At 43.8% G+C, this 20,355-nt stretch carries 19 protein-coding genes; 13 read left to right on the forward strand and 6 right to left on the reverse strand.

Features of this window, described 5'->3' with window-relative positions; genetic code table 11:
- Nucleotide 1: 1 nt before the first annotated feature.
- Both AC1DYT_RS08420 and AC1DYT_RS08425 read right to left on the reverse strand, forming a co-directional pair.
- A complete protein-coding gene (locus tag AC1DYT_RS08420) occupies nucleotides 2-544 on the reverse strand; it encodes an N-acetyltransferase family protein (protein ID WP_477469178.1) in 543 nt (180 codons plus the stop codon).
- Nucleotides 545-633: 89 nt separating this feature from the next.
- Nucleotides 634-1,329 carry a YggS family pyridoxal phosphate-dependent enzyme gene (locus AC1DYT_RS08425; RefSeq protein WP_477469179.1) on the reverse strand — a complete coding sequence of 232 codons (696 nt, stop codon included), beginning with the start codon at nucleotides 1,327-1,329 and terminating at the stop codon, nucleotides 634-636.
- 42 nt (nucleotides 1,330-1,371) lie between these two features.
- Here AC1DYT_RS08425 and AC1DYT_RS08430 point away from each other — a divergent pair, with 42 nt between their 5' ends.
- The 3 genes from AC1DYT_RS08430 to AC1DYT_RS08440 all read left to right on the forward strand — a co-directional run bounded on the left by AC1DYT_RS08430 (nucleotide 1,372) and on the right by AC1DYT_RS08440 (nucleotide 5,270).
- Nucleotides 1,372-1,764: a DUF4296 domain-containing protein gene (locus AC1DYT_RS08430; protein WP_477469180.1), complete on the forward strand. Its 393-nt coding sequence runs from the start codon at nucleotides 1,372-1,374 to the stop codon at nucleotides 1,762-1,764.
- The gene (locus tag AC1DYT_RS08435; RefSeq protein WP_477469181.1) at nucleotides 1,745-4,108 is read left to right on the forward strand and encodes an endonuclease MutS2; all 2,364 of its coding nucleotides are present in this window, start codon (nucleotides 1,745-1,747) and stop codon (nucleotides 4,106-4,108) included. Before AC1DYT_RS08430 ends, AC1DYT_RS08435 begins: the two co-directional genes overlap by 20 nt.
- 79 nt (nucleotides 4,109-4,187) lie before the next feature.
- Complete coding sequence (locus AC1DYT_RS08440; protein ID WP_477469182.1) at nucleotides 4,188-5,270, forward strand: SGNH/GDSL hydrolase family protein; 1,083 nt, start codon at nucleotides 4,188-4,190, stop codon at nucleotides 5,268-5,270.
- Nucleotides 5,271-5,398: 128 nt separating this feature from the next.
- Here the strand turns inward: AC1DYT_RS08440 and prmC are convergent, their stop codons facing one another.
- A complete protein-coding gene (gene prmC, locus AC1DYT_RS08445; protein ID WP_477469183.1) occupies nucleotides 5,399-6,277 on the reverse strand; it encodes a peptide chain release factor N(5)-glutamine methyltransferase in 879 nt (292 codons plus the stop codon).
- Between the two features lie 33 nt (nucleotides 6,278-6,310).
- On the opposite strand from prmC, the gene ribD reads away from it, so the two are divergent.
- Genes ribD through AC1DYT_RS08460 form a run of 3 tightly spaced genes read left to right on the forward strand, consistent with a single transcriptional unit; the run spans nucleotide 6,311 to nucleotide 8,850 of the window.
- Nucleotides 6,311-7,366 carry a bifunctional diaminohydroxyphosphoribosylaminopyrimidine deaminase/5-amino-6-(5-phosphoribosylamino)uracil reductase RibD gene (ribD, locus tag AC1DYT_RS08450; protein WP_477469184.1) on the forward strand — a complete coding sequence of 352 codons (1,056 nt, stop codon included), beginning with the start codon at nucleotides 6,311-6,313 and terminating at the stop codon, nucleotides 7,364-7,366.
- The gene (locus tag AC1DYT_RS08455) at nucleotides 7,366-8,235 is read left to right on the forward strand and encodes an EamA/RhaT family transporter (protein WP_477469185.1); all 870 of its coding nucleotides are present in this window, start codon (nucleotides 7,366-7,368) and stop codon (nucleotides 8,233-8,235) included. The genes ribD and AC1DYT_RS08455 overlap by 1 nt, the downstream gene beginning before the upstream one ends.
- Nucleotides 8,236-8,850 carry an IMPACT family protein gene (locus tag AC1DYT_RS08460; protein ID WP_477469186.1) on the forward strand — a complete coding sequence of 205 codons (615 nt, stop codon included), beginning with the start codon at nucleotides 8,236-8,238 and terminating at the stop codon, nucleotides 8,848-8,850. It begins immediately after the preceding gene.
- A 16-nt stretch (nucleotides 8,851-8,866) separates the two neighbouring features.
- On the opposite strand, the gene AC1DYT_RS08465 is transcribed toward AC1DYT_RS08460, so the two are convergent.
- Nucleotides 8,867-9,187 (reverse strand): hypothetical protein, encoded by a 321-nt coding sequence (locus AC1DYT_RS08465; protein ID WP_477469187.1) that lies wholly within the window; start codon nucleotides 9,185-9,187, stop codon nucleotides 8,867-8,869.
- Between the two features lie 165 nt (nucleotides 9,188-9,352).
- A complete protein-coding gene (locus AC1DYT_RS08470) occupies nucleotides 9,353-10,198 on the reverse strand; it encodes a helix-turn-helix transcriptional regulator (RefSeq protein WP_477469188.1) in 846 nt (281 codons plus the stop codon).
- A gap of 127 nt (nucleotides 10,199-10,325) precedes the next feature.
- On the opposite strand from AC1DYT_RS08470, the gene AC1DYT_RS08475 reads away from it, so the two are divergent.
- Nucleotides 10,326-11,309, forward strand: coding sequence for a phytanoyl-CoA dioxygenase family protein (locus AC1DYT_RS08475; RefSeq protein ID WP_477469189.1), 984 nt, complete (start codon nucleotides 10,326-10,328; stop codon nucleotides 11,307-11,309).
- A 210-nt stretch (nucleotides 11,310-11,519) separates the two neighbouring features.
- On the opposite strand, the gene fbp is transcribed toward AC1DYT_RS08475, so the two are convergent.
- Nucleotides 11,520-12,545, reverse strand: coding sequence for a class 1 fructose-bisphosphatase (fbp, locus tag AC1DYT_RS08480; RefSeq protein WP_477469190.1), 1,026 nt, complete (start codon nucleotides 12,543-12,545; stop codon nucleotides 11,520-11,522).
- A 511-nt stretch (nucleotides 12,546-13,056) separates the two neighbouring features.
- On the opposite strand from fbp, the gene AC1DYT_RS08485 reads away from it, so the two are divergent.
- The 6 genes from AC1DYT_RS08485 to AC1DYT_RS08510 all read left to right on the forward strand — a co-directional run bounded on the left by AC1DYT_RS08485 (nucleotide 13,057) and on the right by AC1DYT_RS08510 (nucleotide 20,355).
- Nucleotides 13,057-14,484: an alpha-L-fucosidase gene (locus AC1DYT_RS08485; RefSeq protein ID WP_477469191.1), complete on the forward strand. Its 1,428-nt coding sequence runs from the start codon at nucleotides 13,057-13,059 to the stop codon at nucleotides 14,482-14,484.
- A gap of 35 nt (nucleotides 14,485-14,519) precedes the next feature.
- On the forward strand, nucleotides 14,520-15,410 hold the full coding sequence (locus tag AC1DYT_RS08490; RefSeq protein WP_477469192.1) for an AraC family transcriptional regulator: 891 nt from the start codon (nucleotides 14,520-14,522) through the stop codon (nucleotides 15,408-15,410).
- Nucleotides 15,403-17,586, forward strand: a complete 2,184-nt coding sequence (locus AC1DYT_RS08495; RefSeq protein WP_477469193.1) for an alpha-galactosidase — start codon at nucleotides 15,403-15,405, stop codon at nucleotides 17,584-17,586. The genes AC1DYT_RS08490 and AC1DYT_RS08495 overlap by 8 nt, the downstream gene beginning before the upstream one ends.
- A 60-nt stretch (nucleotides 17,587-17,646) precedes the next feature.
- On the forward strand, nucleotides 17,647-18,399 hold the full coding sequence (locus AC1DYT_RS08500) for a DUF4350 domain-containing protein (protein ID WP_477469194.1): 753 nt from the start codon (nucleotides 17,647-17,649) through the stop codon (nucleotides 18,397-18,399).
- A 407-nt stretch (nucleotides 18,400-18,806) separates the two neighbouring features.
- Nucleotides 18,807-19,370: an RNA polymerase sigma factor gene (locus tag AC1DYT_RS08505; RefSeq protein ID WP_477469195.1), complete on the forward strand. Its 564-nt coding sequence runs from the start codon at nucleotides 18,807-18,809 to the stop codon at nucleotides 19,368-19,370.
- 97 nt (nucleotides 19,371-19,467) lie between these two features.
- Nucleotides 19,468-20,355 carry a FecR family protein gene (locus tag AC1DYT_RS08510; RefSeq protein WP_477469196.1) on the forward strand — a complete coding sequence of 296 codons (888 nt, stop codon included), beginning with the start codon at nucleotides 19,468-19,470 and terminating at the stop codon, nucleotides 20,353-20,355.

The raw sequence follows: 20,355 nt of genomic DNA on the forward strand, positions 1-20,355 counted from the left end.
CTTAAATTTTATTGACCTGTTCTTTTGTCAAAGCAGCATTCAGCCAGCCGGCCTCAATGCTTGCCTCGTATTTTTTATAGAATTGGATGGCGGGCTCGTTCCAATCAAGCACCTGCCAAACCATGCCGCTGAAACCCAATTCGCGGGTTTCCTGTATCAGCCTGTCGAACAATAATTTACCCAGTCCCTTGCCGCGATAGCTTTCGGTAATCACCAAATCCTCAAGATAAAGGCGCTGCCCTTTCCAGGTAGAGTAGCGTATGTAGTAAAGCGCAAAGCCCACGATGATGCCCTCATCTTCTACCACGAATGCTTTCCAAACCGGGTTGGGCCCAAAGCCTGCATCTTCCAGCTCGGCCAGGGTTGCGGTCACGGCATCCGGTTCTTTTTCGAATATCGCCAGCTCGATAATTAGTTCTAATATTCTTGCGCAATCGGCCTTAACGGCTACTCGAAGGCTAGCCCCCCCCGCCCGCTGAAGGGGGAGCTTTTGTAGCCCCCCAGCCCCCTGAAGGGGGAGCTTTTGATTTTCTTGTTCTTCCATATATGTGCTTCAATCGAAGCTATTCTGTAAATTTCTAAAATTCGTTTAATTCGAGTTCAGATAAATAGTCCTGTTTAATCCTTCAATCCCTAAATCGTGTCATTCTTCCAGTGCTTCACCACTCGTGTCCCAAAAATAGTACTCCCCAACCTCACCATATTGCTGCCTTGCTCTATCGCCAGCTTGTAATCTGCCGACATGCCCATAGATAGCGTGTCAAAAGAGGCCTCCTTGCGGAAGAAACTGGCCTTTACACCATCGAAAAATGTCTTCAGCTCGTAGTATTCGTCCTTTATCTGCTTTTCGTTATCGGTATTGGTGGCAATGCCCATCAGGCCGCGTATGCGAATGTTTTTCAATGCCGCGTAATCCTCGCTGCGCAAAAGCTCAATGGCTTCATCAAAACCCAGGCCGTATTTGGTGTCCTCGTCCGCAATGTATATCTGCAAAAGGCAATCGATAGTGCGCTTATTCTTTTCGGCATGCTTGTTTATTTCCTGCAGCAGCTTCAAGCTGTCTACAGATTGTATCATACTGATGAAAGGCGCTATGTACTTTACCTTATTGGTTTGCAGGTGGCCTATCAGGTGCCATTCTATGTCTTTTGGCAGGCTTTCTTGTTTTTCTACCAGTTCCTGCACCATATTTTCGCCAAATAAGCGTTGTCCTGCATCATAGGCCTCCATAAGTTCTGCCGCGGGTTTGGTTTTAGAAACAGCCAGCAAAGTAACCTTTGTACCCTCGGTTTCCTTTTTTAGGCTTTTGATATTATCTGCAATGCTCATTTATCCGTAAATTTGTTTTTGATAACGCCGCTAAATTACAGAATGCATAAATATATCATCTTGTTTTTTTCAGTATTGGTGCTTTTTGCCGCCTGCACCGGGGATAATGCCCCCGAAGGGACTATTGCGGAGGAGCCCATGATAAGCTTACTTACCGATGTACACCTTACCGATGGCAGTTTGTACAGCGTAAGCCAAACACCCGATAGCCTGTATAAATATGGCTCGGCGCGGTATAAAGCTTTGTTTAAAAGGCATCACACTACCGATAAGCAATTTAAGGCGAGCCTGAAGTATTACACTACCCAGCCCGTAAAAATGCTGGAGATGTACGACCGTGTAAGCGCCAATATACAGGCAAAAATAGATTCGTTAAATAAAAAAGGCCGGCCGAATACCGCGCCGAGAAACAAAAATGGTATACCCGTTAAATAGTGCCGATAAACTCGGCTTTACCGAGATAAAGGAACTGATAAAGGCGCATTGCCTTAGCGTAATGGGCCAGCAAATGGTGGATAAGATACAGGTAATGAGCAATTACGACCTGATATCGAAATTCCTGAACCAGGCGCATGAATTCAAGAATATCCTTCAGAACGACGATGCGCTGCCCATCAACCATTTTTACGATATAAAATCGCTGGCCAATAAGGCGAAGATAGAAGGTGCTTTCCTGTCGGAAGAGGAGTTCTTCCAGGTGCAGACATCGCTCACTACCGTGTTTGCCGTGATCGCCTATTTCAACGAGCGCAAAGACGTGTACCCAAATCTCGAGGCATTGTTTGAGCATCTGCCCATAGAAAAGGCCATCCTGAAAAAGATAGATATGGTGATAGACCCCAAGGGAAAAATCCGCCATAATGCTTCGCGCGAGTTGATGGAAATTACCGGCGGCATTGCCAAAGCCGAGCAGGAAGCCCGTAAGAAGATAGACCAGATATTCAAAGCTGCAAGTGCCAGCAACTGGACCGCCGATGGCTCGCTCACCGTGCGCGATGGCCGCCTTTGCATCCCCTTACTGGCCGAGAACAAACGCAAGCTTAAAGGATTCATCCACGATGAATCTGCTTCAGGGCAAACAGTTTATATGGAACCCGAGGAAGTTTTCTCGCTCAATAACCGTATCCGCGATCTGGAATTCGACCGCCGCCGCGAGATAATCAAGATACTTACCGGCTTAACCAACGAACTGCGGCCATATGTGCCGCTGCTATTATCGTACCATGGGTTGCTCACCAAACTTGATTTCGTGCGCGCCAAGGCCCTTTTTGCCATTGATATAGAAGCCGAAATGCCCAAGGTGGTAAACGAGGGCAGGTTTACTTTTTACAACGCACGCCACCCTTTGCTGTACCTCAACTTTAAAAAAGAGAACAAAACCGTGGTGCCGCTAAACGTGTCGATAGACGAGGGTACGCGCATCATCGTGGTTTCGGGGCCAAATGCGGGCGGTAAATCCGTTTGTATGAAAACCGTTGGCTTGCTGCAAATGATGGTGCAGGCTGGCTTGCTGATACCCGCCAGCGCCGATAGTGTGGCGGGCGTGTTCAAACAACTGTTCGTGGATATAGGCGACGACCAATCCATCGAGAGCGATTTAAGTACCTACAGTGCGCACCTATCAAAAATGAAATATTTTGTGGAAGGTGCAAACGGTAAAACATTGATACTGATAGATGAGTTTGGTACCGGTACCGATCCTCAGTTCGGCGGACCCATTGCCGAAGCTGTGTTGGAGGCACTGAATCATAAAAAAGTACGCGGTATGGTAACCACGCACTATTCAAACCTGAAGATATTTGCCAGCCATACGGAGGGGATAGAGAATGCATCAATGCTGTTCGATAACGCCAAGATGCAGCCGCTGTACATGCTGGAGGTGGGCAAGCCCGGCAGTTCCTACGCCTTTGAAATTGCCCAAAAGATAGGCCTGCCGCAAAACGTACTGAACCTGGCCCGCAATAAAATAAGCGCAGGTCAAAAAAAGGTAGATAGCTTATTGGTAGACCTGGAACGCGAGAAGAAAGAGATATTCGATACCAGGCAACAGCTTGACAGGCAACAACGGCACGTAAACCTTTTGCTGAAAGAGAACGAAGAGCTGAAGAGCTTTTTAGATGAAAACCGCAAGGCATTGATGAAGGAGGCCAAGCAGGAAGCGAAAAACATCATCCTGAACGCCAATAAACTGGTAGAAAATACTATTGCTGAAATAAAAAGCAGCAACGCCGATAAAGAAGTAACCAAGACCCTGCGCGATACCCTCACTGCCGAAGTAAAAAAGAATACGGTGAAGGCAGAAGCACCCAAAGCGGCCGCCGCAACCGATGAGGAAATTAAGGTAGGCGACTGGGTGAAACTTACCGACGGCGACACCACCGGGCAGGTAATGGAGCTGATAAAGGACAACGTGGTACTGGCGATGGGCGAATTGCGCACCGTGGTGAAACGAAAACGCGTCGAAAAAGTGGCTAAATCTACTGTGCCCAAAGAAATAAGGCGCAGCAATATCGGCCACACCAGCGATATCGCAAATTTTAGTCCGGAGATAGACGTACGCGGCATGCGCACCGAAGATGCACTATTCGCGATAGAGAAACTGTTCGACAGGGCGTTGATGATGGGTTTCGGTACATTGAAAATACTGCACGGTAAGGGCGACGGCATCCTGCGGAAGATGATAAGGCAGTATTTAAAAAAATACGAGCAGGTGGATAGGATGGAAGATGAACATGCCGACAGGGGTGGGCAGGGGATAACTTATGTTTATTTCAAATAATAGACGTAACACGATTTAGGGATTAAAGGATTGACAGGATTAACTCCTTCACCCGGATTGATAAGAATTAATGATTTTTATGAGAAGATTAAGAGCTTTCGTTTTTTTTATTTTACTAAGCACCTGTTTTTCGGTTAGTTGTACAGCGCAAACTGTGATTGCCTATAACGACCCGAATATCCATTATATGGGGCGAATCGGCATGAAAAGCGATGCCGCCGAGTTAACCTGGACAGCTTCATCAGCCATTATTAATTTTGATGGCACAGGCGCTAATGCGACTTTGCAGGATGATACCGGCTATGATTTTGTTACCATTGTTGTAGACGATAAGGTGGTTAACATCATTCAGGTAAAAAACTACAAAAAGGAATATGTACTGGCAAGTGGTTTAAACAAAGGTCCGCATAAACTGGAGCTTTTTAAGCGCACCGAATATGAAATGGGCCGGCTATTGTTTTACAAATTCACATTAGCAGGCGGTGCTAAGGTTTTGCCGCCACCGGTTTACAAACACAGGATTGAATTCTATGGCAACTCTATCACCTGCGGCTACGCGATAGAAGATTTGGAAGGTAAGGACAGAGGAAGTTATGAATTTGAAAATGGCTATAAAAGCTATGCTAACCTCACGGCCCGTCATTTTAATGCGGATTATTATTGTATCGCAAAAAGCGGTATCGGGGTTACCGTAAGTTGGTTCCCTTACGTGATGCCGGAAGTTTACGACAGGGTTTACGCGCTTGATTCTACCAAAATTTGGGATTTTACTAAATATACGCCAGAGGTGGTTGTGGTAAACCTATTCCAAAACGATTCGTGGATAGTTACGCACCCTGATAACCAACAATTTATCGCCCGGTTTGGCAATGCGGCTCCAACACCCGAGTTTATTATCAACGCCTATCAAAACTTCATAGGCAAAATCAGGCTCAAATACCCCACTGCGAAAATAGTATGTGCTTTAGGCGCCATGGATGCCACCAAGGACGGCTCGCCCTGGCCAGGATATATCAAAGAAGCGGTAAACCGAATGCACGATAAAGGCATTTATACCAACTTCTTCCCGTACAAAGGCACAGGTGGCCATCCTAACGAAGCCGAGCAAAAAGCAATGGCGGCTAACCTGATTAAGTTTATCGAAAAGAAGTTTAAATGGTAACCCGTAGAGACGCAATATTTTGCGTCTCCATACCGACATAATTTAAGACGCCATATTTTGCGTCTCTGAATTTCCCTGGAGGATTTGTATAATCAACTTGCATGCGGGAGACGCAAAATATTGCGTCTCTACGGCTGTAAAACCGCTTTTATCATCCTGTCCCTACCGCTCAAATCTTTCCGCAACTCTATGTTCGTAAAGCCTTTATCAACCAATAGCTCAACGGTTTCTTTACCAAAGGCTTCGTTTATCTCGAAGAAAAGCAATCCGCCCGGTACAAGATTTTGCACAGCGAAACCGGCAATGGCATCATAAAACAGCAGGGGCCTATCCTCCGGCACAAACAACGCTGTATGCGGCTCGAAATCGGTTACGTTGGCATGCATCAGCGTTTTATCCTTTAAAGTAACGTAAGGGGGGTTGCTGATGATGATTTCGAAATTCGGATGTTCGATTTCGGAATTCAGGATATCATCCTGAATAAAATTCACTTGAACTTCGTTTATTACTGCATTTTGTTTAGCCGTTTGCAAGGCTTCGGCAGAAATATCCACCGCTGTCACCTCGGCATGCGACAAATTCTTTTTAAGGCTGATAGCGATGCATCCACTGCCCGTGCCAATATCCAACATGCGTAAGGGTTCTCCGTTACTGCCCACTGCCCACTGCCCACTGCTAACTGTCGCCAGTGCCCATTCCACCAATTCCTCTGTCTCTGGTCGGGGTATCAGCACTGCGGGGTTCACCAAAAAAGTCTGTCGGTAAAACTCTGTGCTGCCTAAAATATACTGCACCGGCTTGCCGGTTCTCATTTCATCAAGGATACCGCCCAGCTTTTCCAGGGCCTCTGGCGGTGCATTATCCTCCGGAAACGCTTTTATTTTGGCACGCGATAAATCGCTTATCTCGCTCAGTACCATCAGGGTTATAGCCTCCGTTTCCTGTACGCCGTATAGCTCATCCAATGCCTGGTGGAAATTGAAGAATACATCCCTGATAGTTTTCATGCAACAAAGTAACATAAAAGCTACTTTTGTACCATGCCGCAACACCAAATATATATGCATCGCTGCCTGGAACTTGCCGCTTTAGGCGCAGGCCGGGTTAGCCCCAACCCCATGGTGGGTGCGGTAATTGTGTACGAGGATAAGATAATAGGCGAGGGGTATCACCACCGTTACGGTGAGGCTCATGCCGAAGTGAACGCCGTTAACATGGTAATAAGCAACGATGCTAATTATGCGGACTTGCTGCAAAACGCCACCATCTACGTATCGCTGGAACCCTGCGCGCATTATGGCAAAACGCCTCCCTGTGCCGATTTGATTATCAAGCACCGTATCCCAAGGGTTGTGGTGGGTTGCCGCGACCCTTTCCAGCAGGTAGATGGCAAGGGGATAGAAAAACTGCTTGCAGCAGGTATTGAGGTTACCGCAGGCGTGCTGGAAGGAGAATGCCGATGGCTTAACCGTCGCTTTTTTACACGTGTGCAAATGCATCGGCCGTATATCATCCTGAAATGGGCGCAAACTGCCAATGGCTTTTTTGCACCTGCCGATGGCAGTCAGCACTGGATAACCGGCCCTGAAGCCCGCAAACTGGTACACCAATGGCGCGCTGAGGAAGATGCTATTTTAGTTGGTAAGAACACGGTGCTGGCCGATAACCCGCAATTAAACACCCGTTATGCCGAAGGCAAGTCTCCGAAACGTGTGATTGTAGACCGCAGGCTGGAATTGTCATCGGATTTAAACATTTTTGACCAGACAGTGGAAACCCTGATTTTTAACGAAATAAAAACCGATATTGATGGGAAAATAAAATGCATCGCCCTGGAAGATTTCGACCGCTATGTACCGCAGTATATGATGTATCAATTGTACCTGCAGGATATCCAGTCGGTAATTATAGAGGGCGGTGCGCACACCCTAAATTCGTTCATAAAAGACGGGTTGTGGGATGAAGCCCGTATTTTTACAGGGCCGGATGCTTTAACCAATGGCATATCGGCACCAAAAATAAGTGGCACCAACGGCGGGCAATACCCCGTAGGGGCCGACCACTTGCAAGTTTATTATAATCAGCCTAAAAGCTAATGTTATACGTTTTTCTCAGCGTTTGTTGCAGCGTAATTGTGTCGGTTTTGCTAAAACTGGCCAGGCGCTACAGTGTTGATATTTCGCAGGCCATCACCTGGAACTACCCGGTGGCTATTTTGCTTACCTGGTTCTTCTTCCGGCCGCAGGTAAACCTCGAGGTATTCAAAGCCGGGCCTATTCCTGTTTATGCTGCGCTTGGTATTTTGCTGCCCGTTATATTCATGGTGATGGCGTCATCCGTACGTGTGGCGGGTATAGTACGTACCGATGTTGCGCAACGCCTATCGCTATTGATTCCGCTCGTTGCCGCGTTCTGGTTATTCAATGAGGTACTTACCCCGCTGAAGATAGTGGGGGTAATTATTGGTTTTGCTGCTATATTATGCTCCATACCATGGCAAAAGCAAACGGCCAATCGCAGGGTAATGAGCAATGCCTGGTTTTATTTACTCGTCGTTTTCCTGGGCTTCGGGGCAATAGATATTTTATTTAAGCAGGTTGCTGCTTTCAAGGCTGTGCCCTATACAACTTCGCTTTTCCTGATATTTATCCTGGCATTTATCATAGCGTTCATCGGCCTTATTTTCCGGATGCTTACTAAGGGCGCCCGCATTTCCTGGCCGCATGTAATGTTCGGTTGGATAATAGGGGTAGCCAACTTCGGCAATATCTTATTTTACATTAAAGCGCACCAGCAACTGTCGGCAAGCCCGTCCTCGGTATTTTCTGCCATGAACATCGGCGTAATAACCGCCGGGGCAATTGTGGGGCTGATGTTGTTTAAAGAACGCCTGAGCATCCTCAATAAAATCGGCATCGGGTTGGCCATCGCCGCCATTATCGTAATCACCCTCTCGCAAAACTAAATGCTTTTCGACGATACTTACAAAACCATTGCCGCTCCATCCGAAGGCATCTTTCGCGACCGTTGCAGCAAATTCCTCGGTTACGCTTTTCCGGTTAATTCGGATGCTGATATAAAGCCCCTCATCGCCAAACTAAAGGCCGAGCACCCAAAGGCCAACCATCACTGCTGGGCCATCAGGCTGGGCATAGACAGGTCGGTTTTCCGCATGAATGACGATGGCGAGCCCTCCGGCACAGCAGGCAGGCCTATCCTCAACACCTTGCTATCTAAAAATATAACAAATGTGTTAGTGGTAGTGGTGCGCTATTTTGGCGGTACGCTTTTGGGCGTGCCGGGGTTGATCAATGCCTACAAACTGGCTACCGAGGCCGCCCTGGAGCAAGCACAGATTATCGAAAAGACGATGAACGATGTTTATGTTGTGAGTTTTGAGTATGCCTTGATGAATGATGTGATGCGCATCATCAAAGAAGAGCAATTGCAGGTGCTGGAGCAAACGTCTGAATTAAATTGCAGTATCAAATTTTCGGTGCGCAAAACTCAGGTAGAGCAGGTAATGGGCAAGCTGAATACACACAAAGGCCTTAGGGTGCAATGGGTTGGCGCCCAATGATTTTGGCAAAGGCCGTTTAGTGTACGAGGATGGCTTTTGCCCCGAGCGCATCTGTTGTAAACAGGCGATGAAAGAAATTCTTTAATTGCTCTAGCAACGACGGCTGTTGCATCGGCGCTGTTGCTATAACCTCTTCTTGTTTTGGCCCCTCAGATGGGTGCTCCATCTCGTGCATTTCTTCCAGTATGCTTTCGCGGATAGCGGGGTCGCGGTTAACAATCTCGTCAAGCTCGGTTAAATCATTAAAGTTGGCGGTGCCGTTTCGTTGTTTCTTGATAAGGATATCGAAGCGTTCCTGCAAAAAAGTACGCCTGATAAGGGGCCGGTTATTTTTCATATTGCACCAATTATACCCATCAGCTACAAACTAAATGCCATGCTTGTAATACGCTGATTGTTAGTTTATTGCTGTGGTTTAGAGTTTACCATCGTTCATAAACGATACAGCCGTGTGTACGGTTTCGTAACGGAAGCCGTTGCGGAATGTTAAATGCTTTTCCTTCTAAATCAACCTGTTCTTCTTAAACTCCGACGGGTTTTGACCAACCAGCTTATTAAACAATTTGTTGAAGTACGACAGGCTCTCGAAGCCTACCGCATAGCAGGTTTCGGTGATGTTCTTGTCCTGAATCAGCAAGTTTTTGGCAATATCTATACGGTACTGGTTCACAAAATCGGTAAAGGTGATGTTGGTTTGGCGTTTAAAATACCGGCAAAAGGCTGCAGTAGTAAGGTTCACCTTGCCGGCCACCACATTCACATCGGGCTTGCGGTTGTAATTGGCATCTATATACTCATAAATAGCACCCATGCGTATCTTATCTTTCAGGAAAAACTGCAGGCTGATGTCGCCGACGTTCAGGATAGTAAACTCGTTCGATTGGGCAAGGATGTGGAACACCTTCATCAGTTCTATCAATTGCTCAAAAGAATTCAGGCCCGCTAATGCTTTCAGCTTTTCGGTAGCGATGGCTTTTGTTTCGCCATGGAACGCTACGCCATAGGTTGCTTTTTTGAATAATTGTTTGATAATGGCCAACTCCGGCGATGTGCCAATGGCGTTGCCCAGGAAACCTTCGCGAAGCTGGATAACAATCTGATGGTAATCGCTGCGCAGGCGGTAATCAAAGTTGAGATGGGGGAGGTTGCTGCCGATGAATACCAGGTCGCTTTGCGTATAGCTGCTGATGTGCGAGCCTACATGGCGTATGCCGGCATCAGCCTCTACATATACCAGTTCGAATTCGGGATGATAATGCCACAAAAAGGTGTTGCGCAAGCGTGGCGAAAACAGCTTGAAGGATTTGCCGGGTTCGAAATCTATCCGTTCTAATTGTATCTCATTCATACAATATTGGCTCAATTGATTGCCTAAATCTAATAATAATGTCAATACAGAGCAAATATTGGTCATTACGTAGAACGTGCCTGCATATTGTTGACCCTACCTTTGGATTATCAAACCAAACAAAACCATGTTAGCAGAACAACAAACTATGGCCAATACCATGATGGCCCCCGGCCCAAAAAACGCACACAAGGAAATTCCCGGTAACCCATCAACCGCAAAATCCAGCCAGATGAGGTTGAACGACCGCAGTAATGGCAAACCCCTGCAGGTATTGAGCGAGGACGACTGGAAGTTTTGGGTGGAGAACGGCTACGTAGTGATAAAAAACGCCGTACCGCGCGAGCAAGCCGAAAAACTGGCCGCCTACCTGTGGGAATATGAAGGAAAGGATGCCAATGATATTGAAACCTGGTACAAAAGGCCAAACGCCCAAATGCAGATGAAAGAGCTGAACAATACCGGCATGGTAGAAATTTACAACCATCAGCTGATGTGGGATAACCGCCAAACACCGCGTGTACACCAGGCATTTGCCGATATATGGGGAACCGAAAAACTTTGGGCCACTATAGACAGGGCTAACCTCAACTTCCCGCTGCGCCCTGGGTTTGAGTACAAAGGCTTCATTCACTGGGATTACGACCCCGAAACCAAACCTCAAAACGTGCAGGGCGTATTGGCACTTGCCGACCAAACGGACGAAACGATGGGCGGGTTCCAATGCATCCCCGAACTATATCGTACCTACGATACCTGGAAGCTGACACAACCCGAAGACCGCGACCATTACAAACCCGATACCACAGGTTTCGAGTTGGTAAAAGTTAAGCTGGAGGCAGGCGACCTGCTGATATTCAATAGCGTGCAGCCGCATGGCATACGCGCCAACACCAGCGGTAACAAAGTGCGCATAGCGCAGTACATTGCCATGATGCCCGCACAGGAAGATAACCAGGAACTGGTAGACTGGCGCATAAACAGCTGGCAAAGTCGCGAAGCCATGCAGGGCTACGCCTTCCCCGGTGACCCTATGGAACGCGAAAAGCAAAACCCGGTAGCCGAACTGAGCGGTCTGGGCAAGAAGCTTTTGGGTTTAGAGAAGTGGTAACGATTTAGTGTTGAGATGCTGATATGCTGCCGATGGGGTTTGCATATCCGCGTTTTTGATAGCGTAACGGCCGTTTTTGAGCAAAAAAAAAGACCGCAAAATAGGTGTTAAATCTGATTTGCGGTTTAAGGTGACCTTCCGACCGCAGTTTTCGAACTTTTTTATAGAAGATTTGAAGAAATTGGCTTCATTGGATAGAAATTTCCCCCTCTAAGACTTTTTAAAGGTCTGAGGCGAAAAAGAAAGCAGAAATTCTTCTGCTTTCTTAACCATAGCTGTAGAGCCAATAAAAACTGCTGATCGTTGGTGAAGTTCTTCTACATCAAGATCCAGTATTCTGTTATAACCATTAGAGGCCCTGCCGCCAGCCTGTTCAACAATAAATGCCATAGGGTTACATTCATACACCAATCGCAGTTTACCTTTGTTTGCGCCCGAAGTAGGAGGGTAAATAAAAATACCTCCTTTAATCAGGGTCCGGTGTAAATCAGCTACCATTGATCCTGTATATCTTGAAGTGTAAGGCCTGTTGGTTTGTTTATCTTCTACCTGGCAGTATTTAATATACTTTTTTACCCCATCAGGGAAATAATTATAATTCCCTTCATTTATAGAGTAAATATTGCCTGAATTTGGAATCTGCAGATCTGGGTGAGATAAACAAAACTCACCAATGGATGGATCAAGTGTAAAACCATTTACCCCGTTTCCTGTGGTGTAAACGAGCATTGTGGATGATCCATAAATAATGTAGCCGGAAGCAACCTGTTCTGTTCCTTTTTGAAGGGCATCGTTGAGTGTAGCAGGTCCGGTTAACGATTTGCGCCGGTATATTGAAAAAATTGTCCCAATTCCTACATTGACATCAATATTAGAAGACCCATCTAAAGGGTCAAGTGCGACTATATATTTTGCATCCTTTGATATTTCAGAATCAATATAAATGTATTCATCATTTTCTTCTGAAATAACTATGCAGCACTCGCCTCCGCACTGCAGAGCTGCGATAAATTGCTCATTGGCATAGAGGTCTAATTTCTTTTGATTTTCACCCTGCACGTTGACAGAACCGGCTTCTCCCAAAATATCAATAAGACCTGCTTTGTTAATTGCCCTATTAACAATTTTTGCCGCTATCCCTAAATCCCGTAACAATCGCGACAACTCTCCCTTAGCAAATGGAAAATCTTTTTGCCTTTCAATTATAAACTGACCTAATGTTTTAACAATGCTCATGTTGGTTTTTGTGTAAAATTTTTATGCCTGATACATTTAAATATACTCCATGCAAAATAATACAGATAGAAAATCATTAAGATTATTTACTACAACGATATCGCTATTCCTAAAAACGGAACTATCTATCCAACTCTTTCATTTTCGATTTGGTGATGTTTGCTGATAGATTTTTTTGAATCCGGTTAACATATACTTTTTTATTTGGCAACAACATATTTGTATCCAGTTTCAAAAGCATGAAGCGGTTAACGCACTGGTTAGCAATGATATAAAAAATTCAGAAGAATCAGTTATTCGTATCCGCATAAACAATGGGGGAGTAACCATGTAACTAAAGTCTGGCAGTTACTACAACGTTTGCGTAGTTTATTATAAATCATTATAGTACCAAACATCATAGCATTTGTATTGTAAAACAGGAGCGGTATAATACAACGCTCATTAACCAATTAGCATAATTGCAGGTTATTATCAACACGGTGGTAACCTTCGCCAATAATAAACCAATATGAAAAAACCTTTTATAGCTTGTTTGCTATTGCTATTACTTACGCATACTGTTTTTGCTCAAAAGGAGCTTACCCGCGACGAACGTATGAAATGGTGGCGCGAAGCCCGTTTCGGAATGTTTATTCACTGGGGCGATTATGCCGGCTTGGGAGGCGTGTACAAGGGGCACGAAGTAGGGCGTGGCGGTGAGTGGATCATGAACAGGGGGAAAATTCCGGTAGCCGAATACCAACAGTTTGCTCAACAGTTTAATCCTGTAAAATATGATCCGTATGCCTGGGTAAAGCTGGCTAAAGAGGCAGGCATGAAATACATTGTGATAACTGCAAAGCATCATGATGGTTTTGCCATGTTTAAATCAAACGCCAGTAAATGGAATATTGCCGATGCTACGCCTTATGGTAAAGATGTTTTAAAACCATTAGCCGCTGCGTGCCGCAAATATGGTATTAAGCTGGGCTTTTATTATTCACAGGCCCAGGATTGGAATAATCCCGGTGGCGCTGCGGCACGTAAAATAAGCAGCGAAGGATGGGCAAACCCCGATTCGGCCAGGATTGATGCCTATACCAAAGAAAATAGTGGCCATTGGGACCCTGCACAAACATCAAGCACCATGGCTCAATATATTGATAAAGTAGCCGTGCCGCAGGTAAAAGAGCTGCTTACCAATTATGGCGATGTTGCTGTAATTTGGTGGGATACACCAACGGCAATGACGGATGAGTTTGCGCTAAAACTTCAGGATGTGTTAAAGCTACAGCCCAATATCATTACTAACGACCGGCTTAAACGTCCCAATTTTCCCGGCGACTATAAAACACCCGAACAAAAGATCCCCAACCTTAGTGAGCTTGACGGAAAAGATTGGGAAACCTGCATGACCATGAACGGCACCTGGGGCTATAAAAGTTACGACCATAAGTGGAAAACTCCCGAAACTTTAATTCACAACTTAATTGATATAGCCTCAAAAGGCGGTAATTACCTGTTAAATGTTGGCCCCACTGCCGAAGGTGAGTTCCCGCAGGAAAGCATAACTACCTTGAAAAAGATAGGCGAATGGATGAAGGTAAACGGCGAAGCTATATATGCTACCAAGGCAAGTCCGTTACAGCCGCTAAGCTGGGGGCGCTGCACGCTTAAGCCCGATGGTAAAAATACCATTCTGTATTTTTCTGTATTTAATTGGCCAACTGATGGTAAACTGGTAATTCCCGGGTTAAAAAATGAAGTTGTGAGTGCTAAAATACTTGCCGGCGGCAGCAGTTTAAAAACCGTTGTTAATGCCGATGGCATAAGTATAAATGTGCCCGATAATGCAAGCGATAGCATTGCTACTGTAATTAAGGTAGAGGTTAAAGGAGTTGTTGATGCACAGGCTGCTAATCCGGCCGACAAAATGAAAACAGGTGCATTGGATTAATAAGCTAAACTATTGTTAATGGTAAATTAAGTTACATGAAACCACAATTGCTAAAAGTATCATCTGGCCCCGCACAGTCCTTCAATGTACGGCGGGATTTAGTTCCTTCTGTCAATAATAAATGGCACTATCACCCGGAAGTTGAGTTGATCCACTTTGAAAAAGGTAGCGGAACTCAATTTATAGGCGATAGCATACGGCGGTTTAACACCGGTGATATTGTAATGGTGGGATCATACCTACCGCATTACTGGAGGTTTGATGATGTTTATTTTTCGCGGGATAATAAAGCCGAGGTTGATATCAGGGTTGCCCATTTTTGCGAGAATTTTTGGGGAAATGATTTTTTACAGCTGCCCGAGAACAAGAATATAAAAACAGTGCTTGAAAAAGCCAGGCGCGGTATACAAATTACCAGTAAAGTAAAAAAACAAATCGCCCAGATTATGGAAAGGCTGCTTGCTGCCGAAGGCGCGAAACGGATTTTATTATTGATGGAGGTGTTAAATACCATTGCTGAAAGCGACCACACTGATTGTTTATCATCAATTGGGTTCAGTCCGAATGTGGAGGAATCACGTAATGATGGCATTAATGTTATTTATGAGTACTCGCTGGCAAATTTCAAAAACAAAATACTAATAGATGAACTGGCCGAACTGGCCGGAATTAGTCCGAACTCGTTTTGCAGGTATTTTAAAGCCCGTACGCAAAAAACATATTCTAAATTTTTACTGGAAATTAAGGTTGGCCATGCCTGTAAATTACTTATAGAAAACAGGCTGCCATTAAAGCAACTATGTTACGAAAGCGGCTTTAATAATTTTGCAAATTTTCATAAATACTTTAAACAGATTACCGGCAAAAGCCCTTTAAATTACCAAAGGGAGTTTATCCCTGTAAAATCAAAAGTTTCATATGAATAAATTAGTACTATGTATTTACCTGGCTTTTTTTTGCGGCGGGGCTGTTTTAAACGCACAAACCAATAAACAAATAATAGTTGCAACAAGAAATGTGAATTTGGTATTTGCCGTGGGGGCCAATAACAGGATATACCAGGCATACCTGGGGAAACGGTTTTTAAATCAGCAGGATAATGGCTTAATCCCCAATGGAAAGCATGAGGCTTATATTGCCGGGGGGATGGAAGACCTTTTGCAACCCGCCATCCGCATAATTCATAGCGACGGTAACCCATCGCTCGAACTAAGCTATGTAAGCCACACTACAAAAAATGTTGATGAAAACATTTTAGAAACCGACATAATGTTGCAGGATCCCAAGTATCCGGTGCAGGTAATATTGCATTACCAGGCTTTTAATAAGGAGGATATCATAAAATCATGGACAGAAATTAAAAATGACGAAAAAGGTGAAATAACTTTAGAGAATTACGCCTCATCTATGCTGCATTTTGAGGCCAAAGATTATTGGCTTACACAGTTTCACGGCGATTGGGCCTCTGAAATGAAGATGCAGGAAAGCAAGCTTACCAGTGGCGTAAAAGAGATAGACAGTAAATTGGGCACCCGTGCCAATATGTACCAAACCCCGGTATTTTTCCTCGCACTAAATAAACCGGCAGATGAAACAACCGGGGAGCTAATTGCAGGCACATTAGCCTGGACAGGCAATTTTCAATTCCATTTTGAAATAGATGAACGCAACGCGTTAAGAGTAATATCGGGCATTAACCCCTATGCATCAGCCTATAAATTGAAAAAAGGCGAAACCTTTGCAACTCCGGCATTTATTTTTACTTATTCAACTACAGGAAAGGGACAGGCCAGCCGGAATTTACATCAATGGGCGCGTAATTATGGTGTACTGGACGGCGATAAACCACGCCTCACCTTATTAAATAACTGGGAAGCAACACATGTTAATTTTGATGAAAAAGAACTGGTGGGCTTATTTGATGATGCTACAAAACTGGGTGTCGATCTGTTTTTGCTTGATGATGGATGGTTTGGAAACAAATACCCCCGTGATAACGACAAAGCGGGATTGGGAGATTGGCAGGAGAACAAATTAAAATTACCAAACGGGATAGGCTATTTGGTTAAACAAGCAGAGGCTAAAGGATTAAAATTTGGCATCTGGCTTGAGCCGGAAATGGTAAATCCTAAAAGTGAATTGTATGAGCAGCATCCGGATTGGATTTTAAAATTACCTAACCGGGATGAAAATTATCAGCGCAACCAGTTAGTGCTGGATCTTACAAATCCTAAAGTAGCCGACTACGTATATCATACAGTGGTTGATATGCTAACTAAGAATCCCGGCCTGGCTTATATTAAATGGGATTGTAACCGGAGTATGAGTAATAACTGGTCGCCATATTTAAAGGATAGGCAGTCGGCTTTGTTTGTTGACTATACTTTAAGTCTTTATAAAATTTTAGATCGTATCAGGTTAAAATATCCGCATTTGCCAATTATGTTGTGTTCGGGAGGAGGGGGCCGTACCGACTACGGGGCTTTAAAATACTTCACCGAGTTTTGGCCTAGTGATGATACCGACCCTTTGGAGCGCGTGTATATACAATGGGGGTATAGTAATTTTTTTCCGGCCTCAACTATCTCAAGCCACGTTACCTCCTGGGGAAAACAATCTATCAAATTCCGCACAGATGTTGCTATGATGGGTAAGCTGGGTTATGATATTAAAGTAAGTAAAATGACAGATGATGAATTGCAGTTTAGCAAACAGGCTGTTAAAAACTATAGCCGGCTAAACAATATAATCTGGTTTGGCGATCTGTATCGCATAATTTCTCCCTACGATGAAAACCGTATGGTGGCTATCTATGTAAATACAGAAAAGTCGAAGGCTGTTTTGTTTAATTACAACCTTAACACAAGGTATAAAGAAGTACTTAACAGGGTGCGATTACAGGGGCTGGACAATAAAAAATTATATAAGGTGGAAGAAACAAACCTTATGCCGGGTGCCAAATCAAACCTTGCAGAAAATGGCCACGTTTTTAGCGGTGATTACTTGATGACTATGGGGCTTAATTTAACCCCTGGGAAGTTAATACCCTTAACCAGCATGGTAATAGAAATAAATGCAGAGAATTCAATAAGAGAAAATTAATATAAACTACTGATGCAATTTAAACAATACTCCATAATAGCGTTACTTGCAGGATTAATTATGCCAACAGCAAGGGCTCAAACTAAAACCGTTACCCTTGATTATTTTTTTAATAATGAATATCGTAAAAATGCATCGGGCACAATGGAGCGGTTTCATTATACCTGGGAGGATACCAAAAGTTCGGGGTATTCTATATGGGGTGATATTTTTAAACAAAATGGTGCAAGCCTGAAAAGCCTTACAGACGAGCCTACTGCAGAAAGTTTAAAGGGCACAGATATTTATGTTATTGTTGATCCTGATACCAGGAAGGAAACAGCCGATCCCAATTATATCGAGTCCCGGCATATTGACGCCATAACCTCTTGGGTTAAAAAAGGCGGTGTGCTGGTAATGCTTGCCAATGACAGTGCTAATGCCGAACTACCTCACTTAAATAGGCTGGCCGAAAAATTTGGCATCCATTTTAATGATGATTTATATAAGCATGTTATTGACAAACAATTTGAAATGGGCGCAATATCAGTGCCTCCGGGCAATCCTATATTTAAAACGGCCCGCAAAGTTTATTTAAAGGATATTGCAACACTTAAGCTATCATTAAATGCAAAACCGGTACTTACAGATAGTAATAAAGTGGTTGTGGCCACAGCCCGTTATGGCAAGGGGATAGTGTTTGCAGTTGGCGATCCCTGGATATACAATGAATACACCAACGGAAGGCTTACACCATCAATGGGCTTTGAAAATGATAAGGCGGCAGATGATATCACCAAATGGCTATTATCTCAAATACCCAAAAAGAAATGATTTATTGCATTAAAGCCCATTATGTGGCAAGCCAAAATATAAAACGCACTAAATAAATGTATTACAAACTATGTTTGACGTAAAATTTAAGTGGATTTTATCCGGGATATTTTGTGCTGACTTTATTTTTATATACTTTTAAAGGATGACAGGATGATGATTGCTAAAAATATAAGTTAGTTTAACGCTGTTTTAATAATTTATATTAAAAATAAAATTGAGCCGTTTCAACCGCTTTTAAATTTGGTTTAGTGTAACCAACCTGTACCAAAATAGATGAATAAATTGCTAATTAAGTTGCATAAACAAGCCATAATTATAATTTAATTGCGATACCAATTATAAAAACCAATTATTGATAATACAAACTTGCCCCAAAGCGTGCTGTATTATTTGATTTACGAAAAATGCTGTCTGAAGTAGAATTAATAACATTAATTAAGCAGGGGAATATCCGGGCCTTTGACGAGTTTTATAAAAGAAACTGGCGTGGCCTATACCAGGCCGCTTATCGTTCAACAGGTTCGTCTGATGACGCCAAGGATCTTGTTCAAACGGTTTTTATCAGTTTATGGAATTGCCGGTTCACGCTTTGCCCCGATCAATATAACTCATCGTACCTGCTGAGGGCTTTAAAGAATAATATCATCAATTTTTACAAAAAGGACGCCATCAGGAAAAGGGGAGTAGATGTGTTATCGCAGCTAAGCAGCGGTAACGAGTTTACTAACGAAGATGATTTAATTGCCAAAGAACTCTCCAATACAATTGAAGGCCGCATTAAGGAACTTCCCGGTAAAATGCAGCAGGTGTTTGTGTTATCGCGCCAGCAAAATTTATCTATCAGCGAGATATCCGAAATGCTCAATATAGCCCCTCGCACCGTAAAAAACCAGATTTCAAACGCCCTGAAAATATTACGCACAGGATTGGACGTGTTCCTGCTGATAACTTTTCTTTTTATAAAATAAATCTGGTACCAAAACCAGTTGCGCTTGTATTATAAGTGCCAATGCATAAACTGCCTTGTAAGCAGGATATTTTAAAACCAAATACACTTTTACAATAATGATAAAATGGCTAAAGCCTGGTTATAAGCCTATTGCCGGTGAAGCCCATCTGCAGGATGAGGTGGCGATGAAGGCTATAGAAAAGCAAATGTTAAATGCCATTCATAAAGAAATTTATGGGAAATGGTATTTTATCAAAACTACGTCGGGCAAATACGCTGTCGCGGCTTCGTTTGTGCTTTTATGTTGCTCTATAGCATTGGGCCTTAAACTATCCTTTAAAAATAAAATCAATTTTGTTACGGTAGCCACCGCAAATGGGCATATCAACATTATTGCCCTGCCCGATGGATCAAAGGTGTGGTTAAATTCGGGCTCATCTATCAGGTATCCGGATCGGTTTGATAAAACCCGCGAGATACAGCTCATTAACGGCGAAGCTTTTTTTGATATAAAGCACGACGATCATTCGCCTTTTATAGTTAACTACGGCAAGTTACACGCCCGGGTTTTGGGCACCGCCTTTAATATAAAATACTTTAAAAAAGTTAGCGACGTAAGGGTAACCGTAACAAGGGGGCGCGTTGAAGTTGGCAAAGGCCGCGAAAGTTTTGGCGTACTTGCGCATGACAACGAAGTATCCTACGATCAGTTGAGCAACCGGCACACCATCCGCAAGGTTGATTCACGAAAGATAGCCGCCTGGACAACAAACGAGATTAATTTATACGACGTTTCTTTTGCCGAATTGATGCTCAGGCTCGAAAATATCTATAACGTTCATATCACCTATGATCATGATAGATTGAACACGTTGCCAACAACCATTCATTTTTCAAATAGCGATAATTTACAGCAGGTGCTTGAAATTATTAAAATTATACATCGCGTTAGCTATACAGTAAAGGGAAAGGAGGTGATATTAGAAAAAATACCTAATAAATAG

This window comes from Mucilaginibacter sp. P1_D10 (genome assembly GCF_056406215.1).

Coding starts and splice junctions, on each gene's coding strand:
- AC1DYT_RS08425 (WP_477469179.1), bottom strand. CDS start 1,329: ATGAGCATTGCAGATAATATCAAAAGCCTAAAAAAGGAAACCGAGGGT.
- AC1DYT_RS08465 (WP_477469187.1), bottom strand. CDS start 9,187: ATGAAAAATAACCGGCCCCTTATCAGGCGTACTTTTTTGCAGGAACGC.
- AC1DYT_RS08500 (WP_477469194.1), top strand. CDS start 17,647: ATGCCAACAGCAAGGGCTCAAACTAAAACCGTTACCCTTGATTATTTT.
- ribD (WP_477469184.1), top strand. CDS start 6,311: ATGCCGCAACACCAAATATATATGCATCGCTGCCTGGAACTTGCCGCT.
- AC1DYT_RS08510 (WP_477469196.1), top strand. CDS start 19,468: ATGATAAAATGGCTAAAGCCTGGTTATAAGCCTATTGCCGGTGAAGCC.
- AC1DYT_RS08470 (WP_477469188.1), bottom strand. CDS start 10,198: ATGAATGAGATACAATTAGAACGGATAGATTTCGAACCCGGCAAATCC.
- AC1DYT_RS08420 (WP_477469178.1), bottom strand. CDS start 544: ATGGAAGAACAAGAAAATCAAAAGCTCCCCCTTCAGGGGGCTGGGGGG.
- prmC (WP_477469183.1), bottom strand. CDS start 6,277: ATGAAAACTATCAGGGATGTATTCTTCAATTTCCACCAGGCATTGGAT.
- AC1DYT_RS08435 (WP_477469181.1), top strand. CDS start 1,745: ATGGTATACCCGTTAAATAGTGCCGATAAACTCGGCTTTACCGAGATA.
- AC1DYT_RS08485 (WP_477469191.1), top strand. CDS start 13,057: ATGAAAAAACCTTTTATAGCTTGTTTGCTATTGCTATTACTTACGCAT.
- AC1DYT_RS08440 (WP_477469182.1), top strand. CDS start 4,188: ATGAGAAGATTAAGAGCTTTCGTTTTTTTTATTTTACTAAGCACCTGT.
- fbp (WP_477469190.1), bottom strand. CDS start 12,545: ATGAGCATTGTTAAAACATTAGGTCAGTTTATAATTGAAAGGCAAAAA.
- AC1DYT_RS08495 (WP_477469193.1), top strand. CDS start 15,403: ATGAATAAATTAGTACTATGTATTTACCTGGCTTTTTTTTGCGGCGGG.
- AC1DYT_RS08455 (WP_477469185.1), top strand. CDS start 7,366: ATGTTATACGTTTTTCTCAGCGTTTGTTGCAGCGTAATTGTGTCGGTT.
- AC1DYT_RS08460 (WP_477469186.1), top strand. CDS start 8,236: ATGCTTTTCGACGATACTTACAAAACCATTGCCGCTCCATCCGAAGGC.
- AC1DYT_RS08430 (WP_477469180.1), top strand. CDS start 1,372: ATGCATAAATATATCATCTTGTTTTTTTCAGTATTGGTGCTTTTTGCC.
- AC1DYT_RS08505 (WP_477469195.1), top strand. CDS start 18,807: ATGCTGTCTGAAGTAGAATTAATAACATTAATTAAGCAGGGGAATATC.
- AC1DYT_RS08490 (WP_477469192.1), top strand. CDS start 14,520: ATGAAACCACAATTGCTAAAAGTATCATCTGGCCCCGCACAGTCCTTC.
- AC1DYT_RS08475 (WP_477469189.1), top strand. CDS start 10,326: ATGTTAGCAGAACAACAAACTATGGCCAATACCATGATGGCCCCCGGC.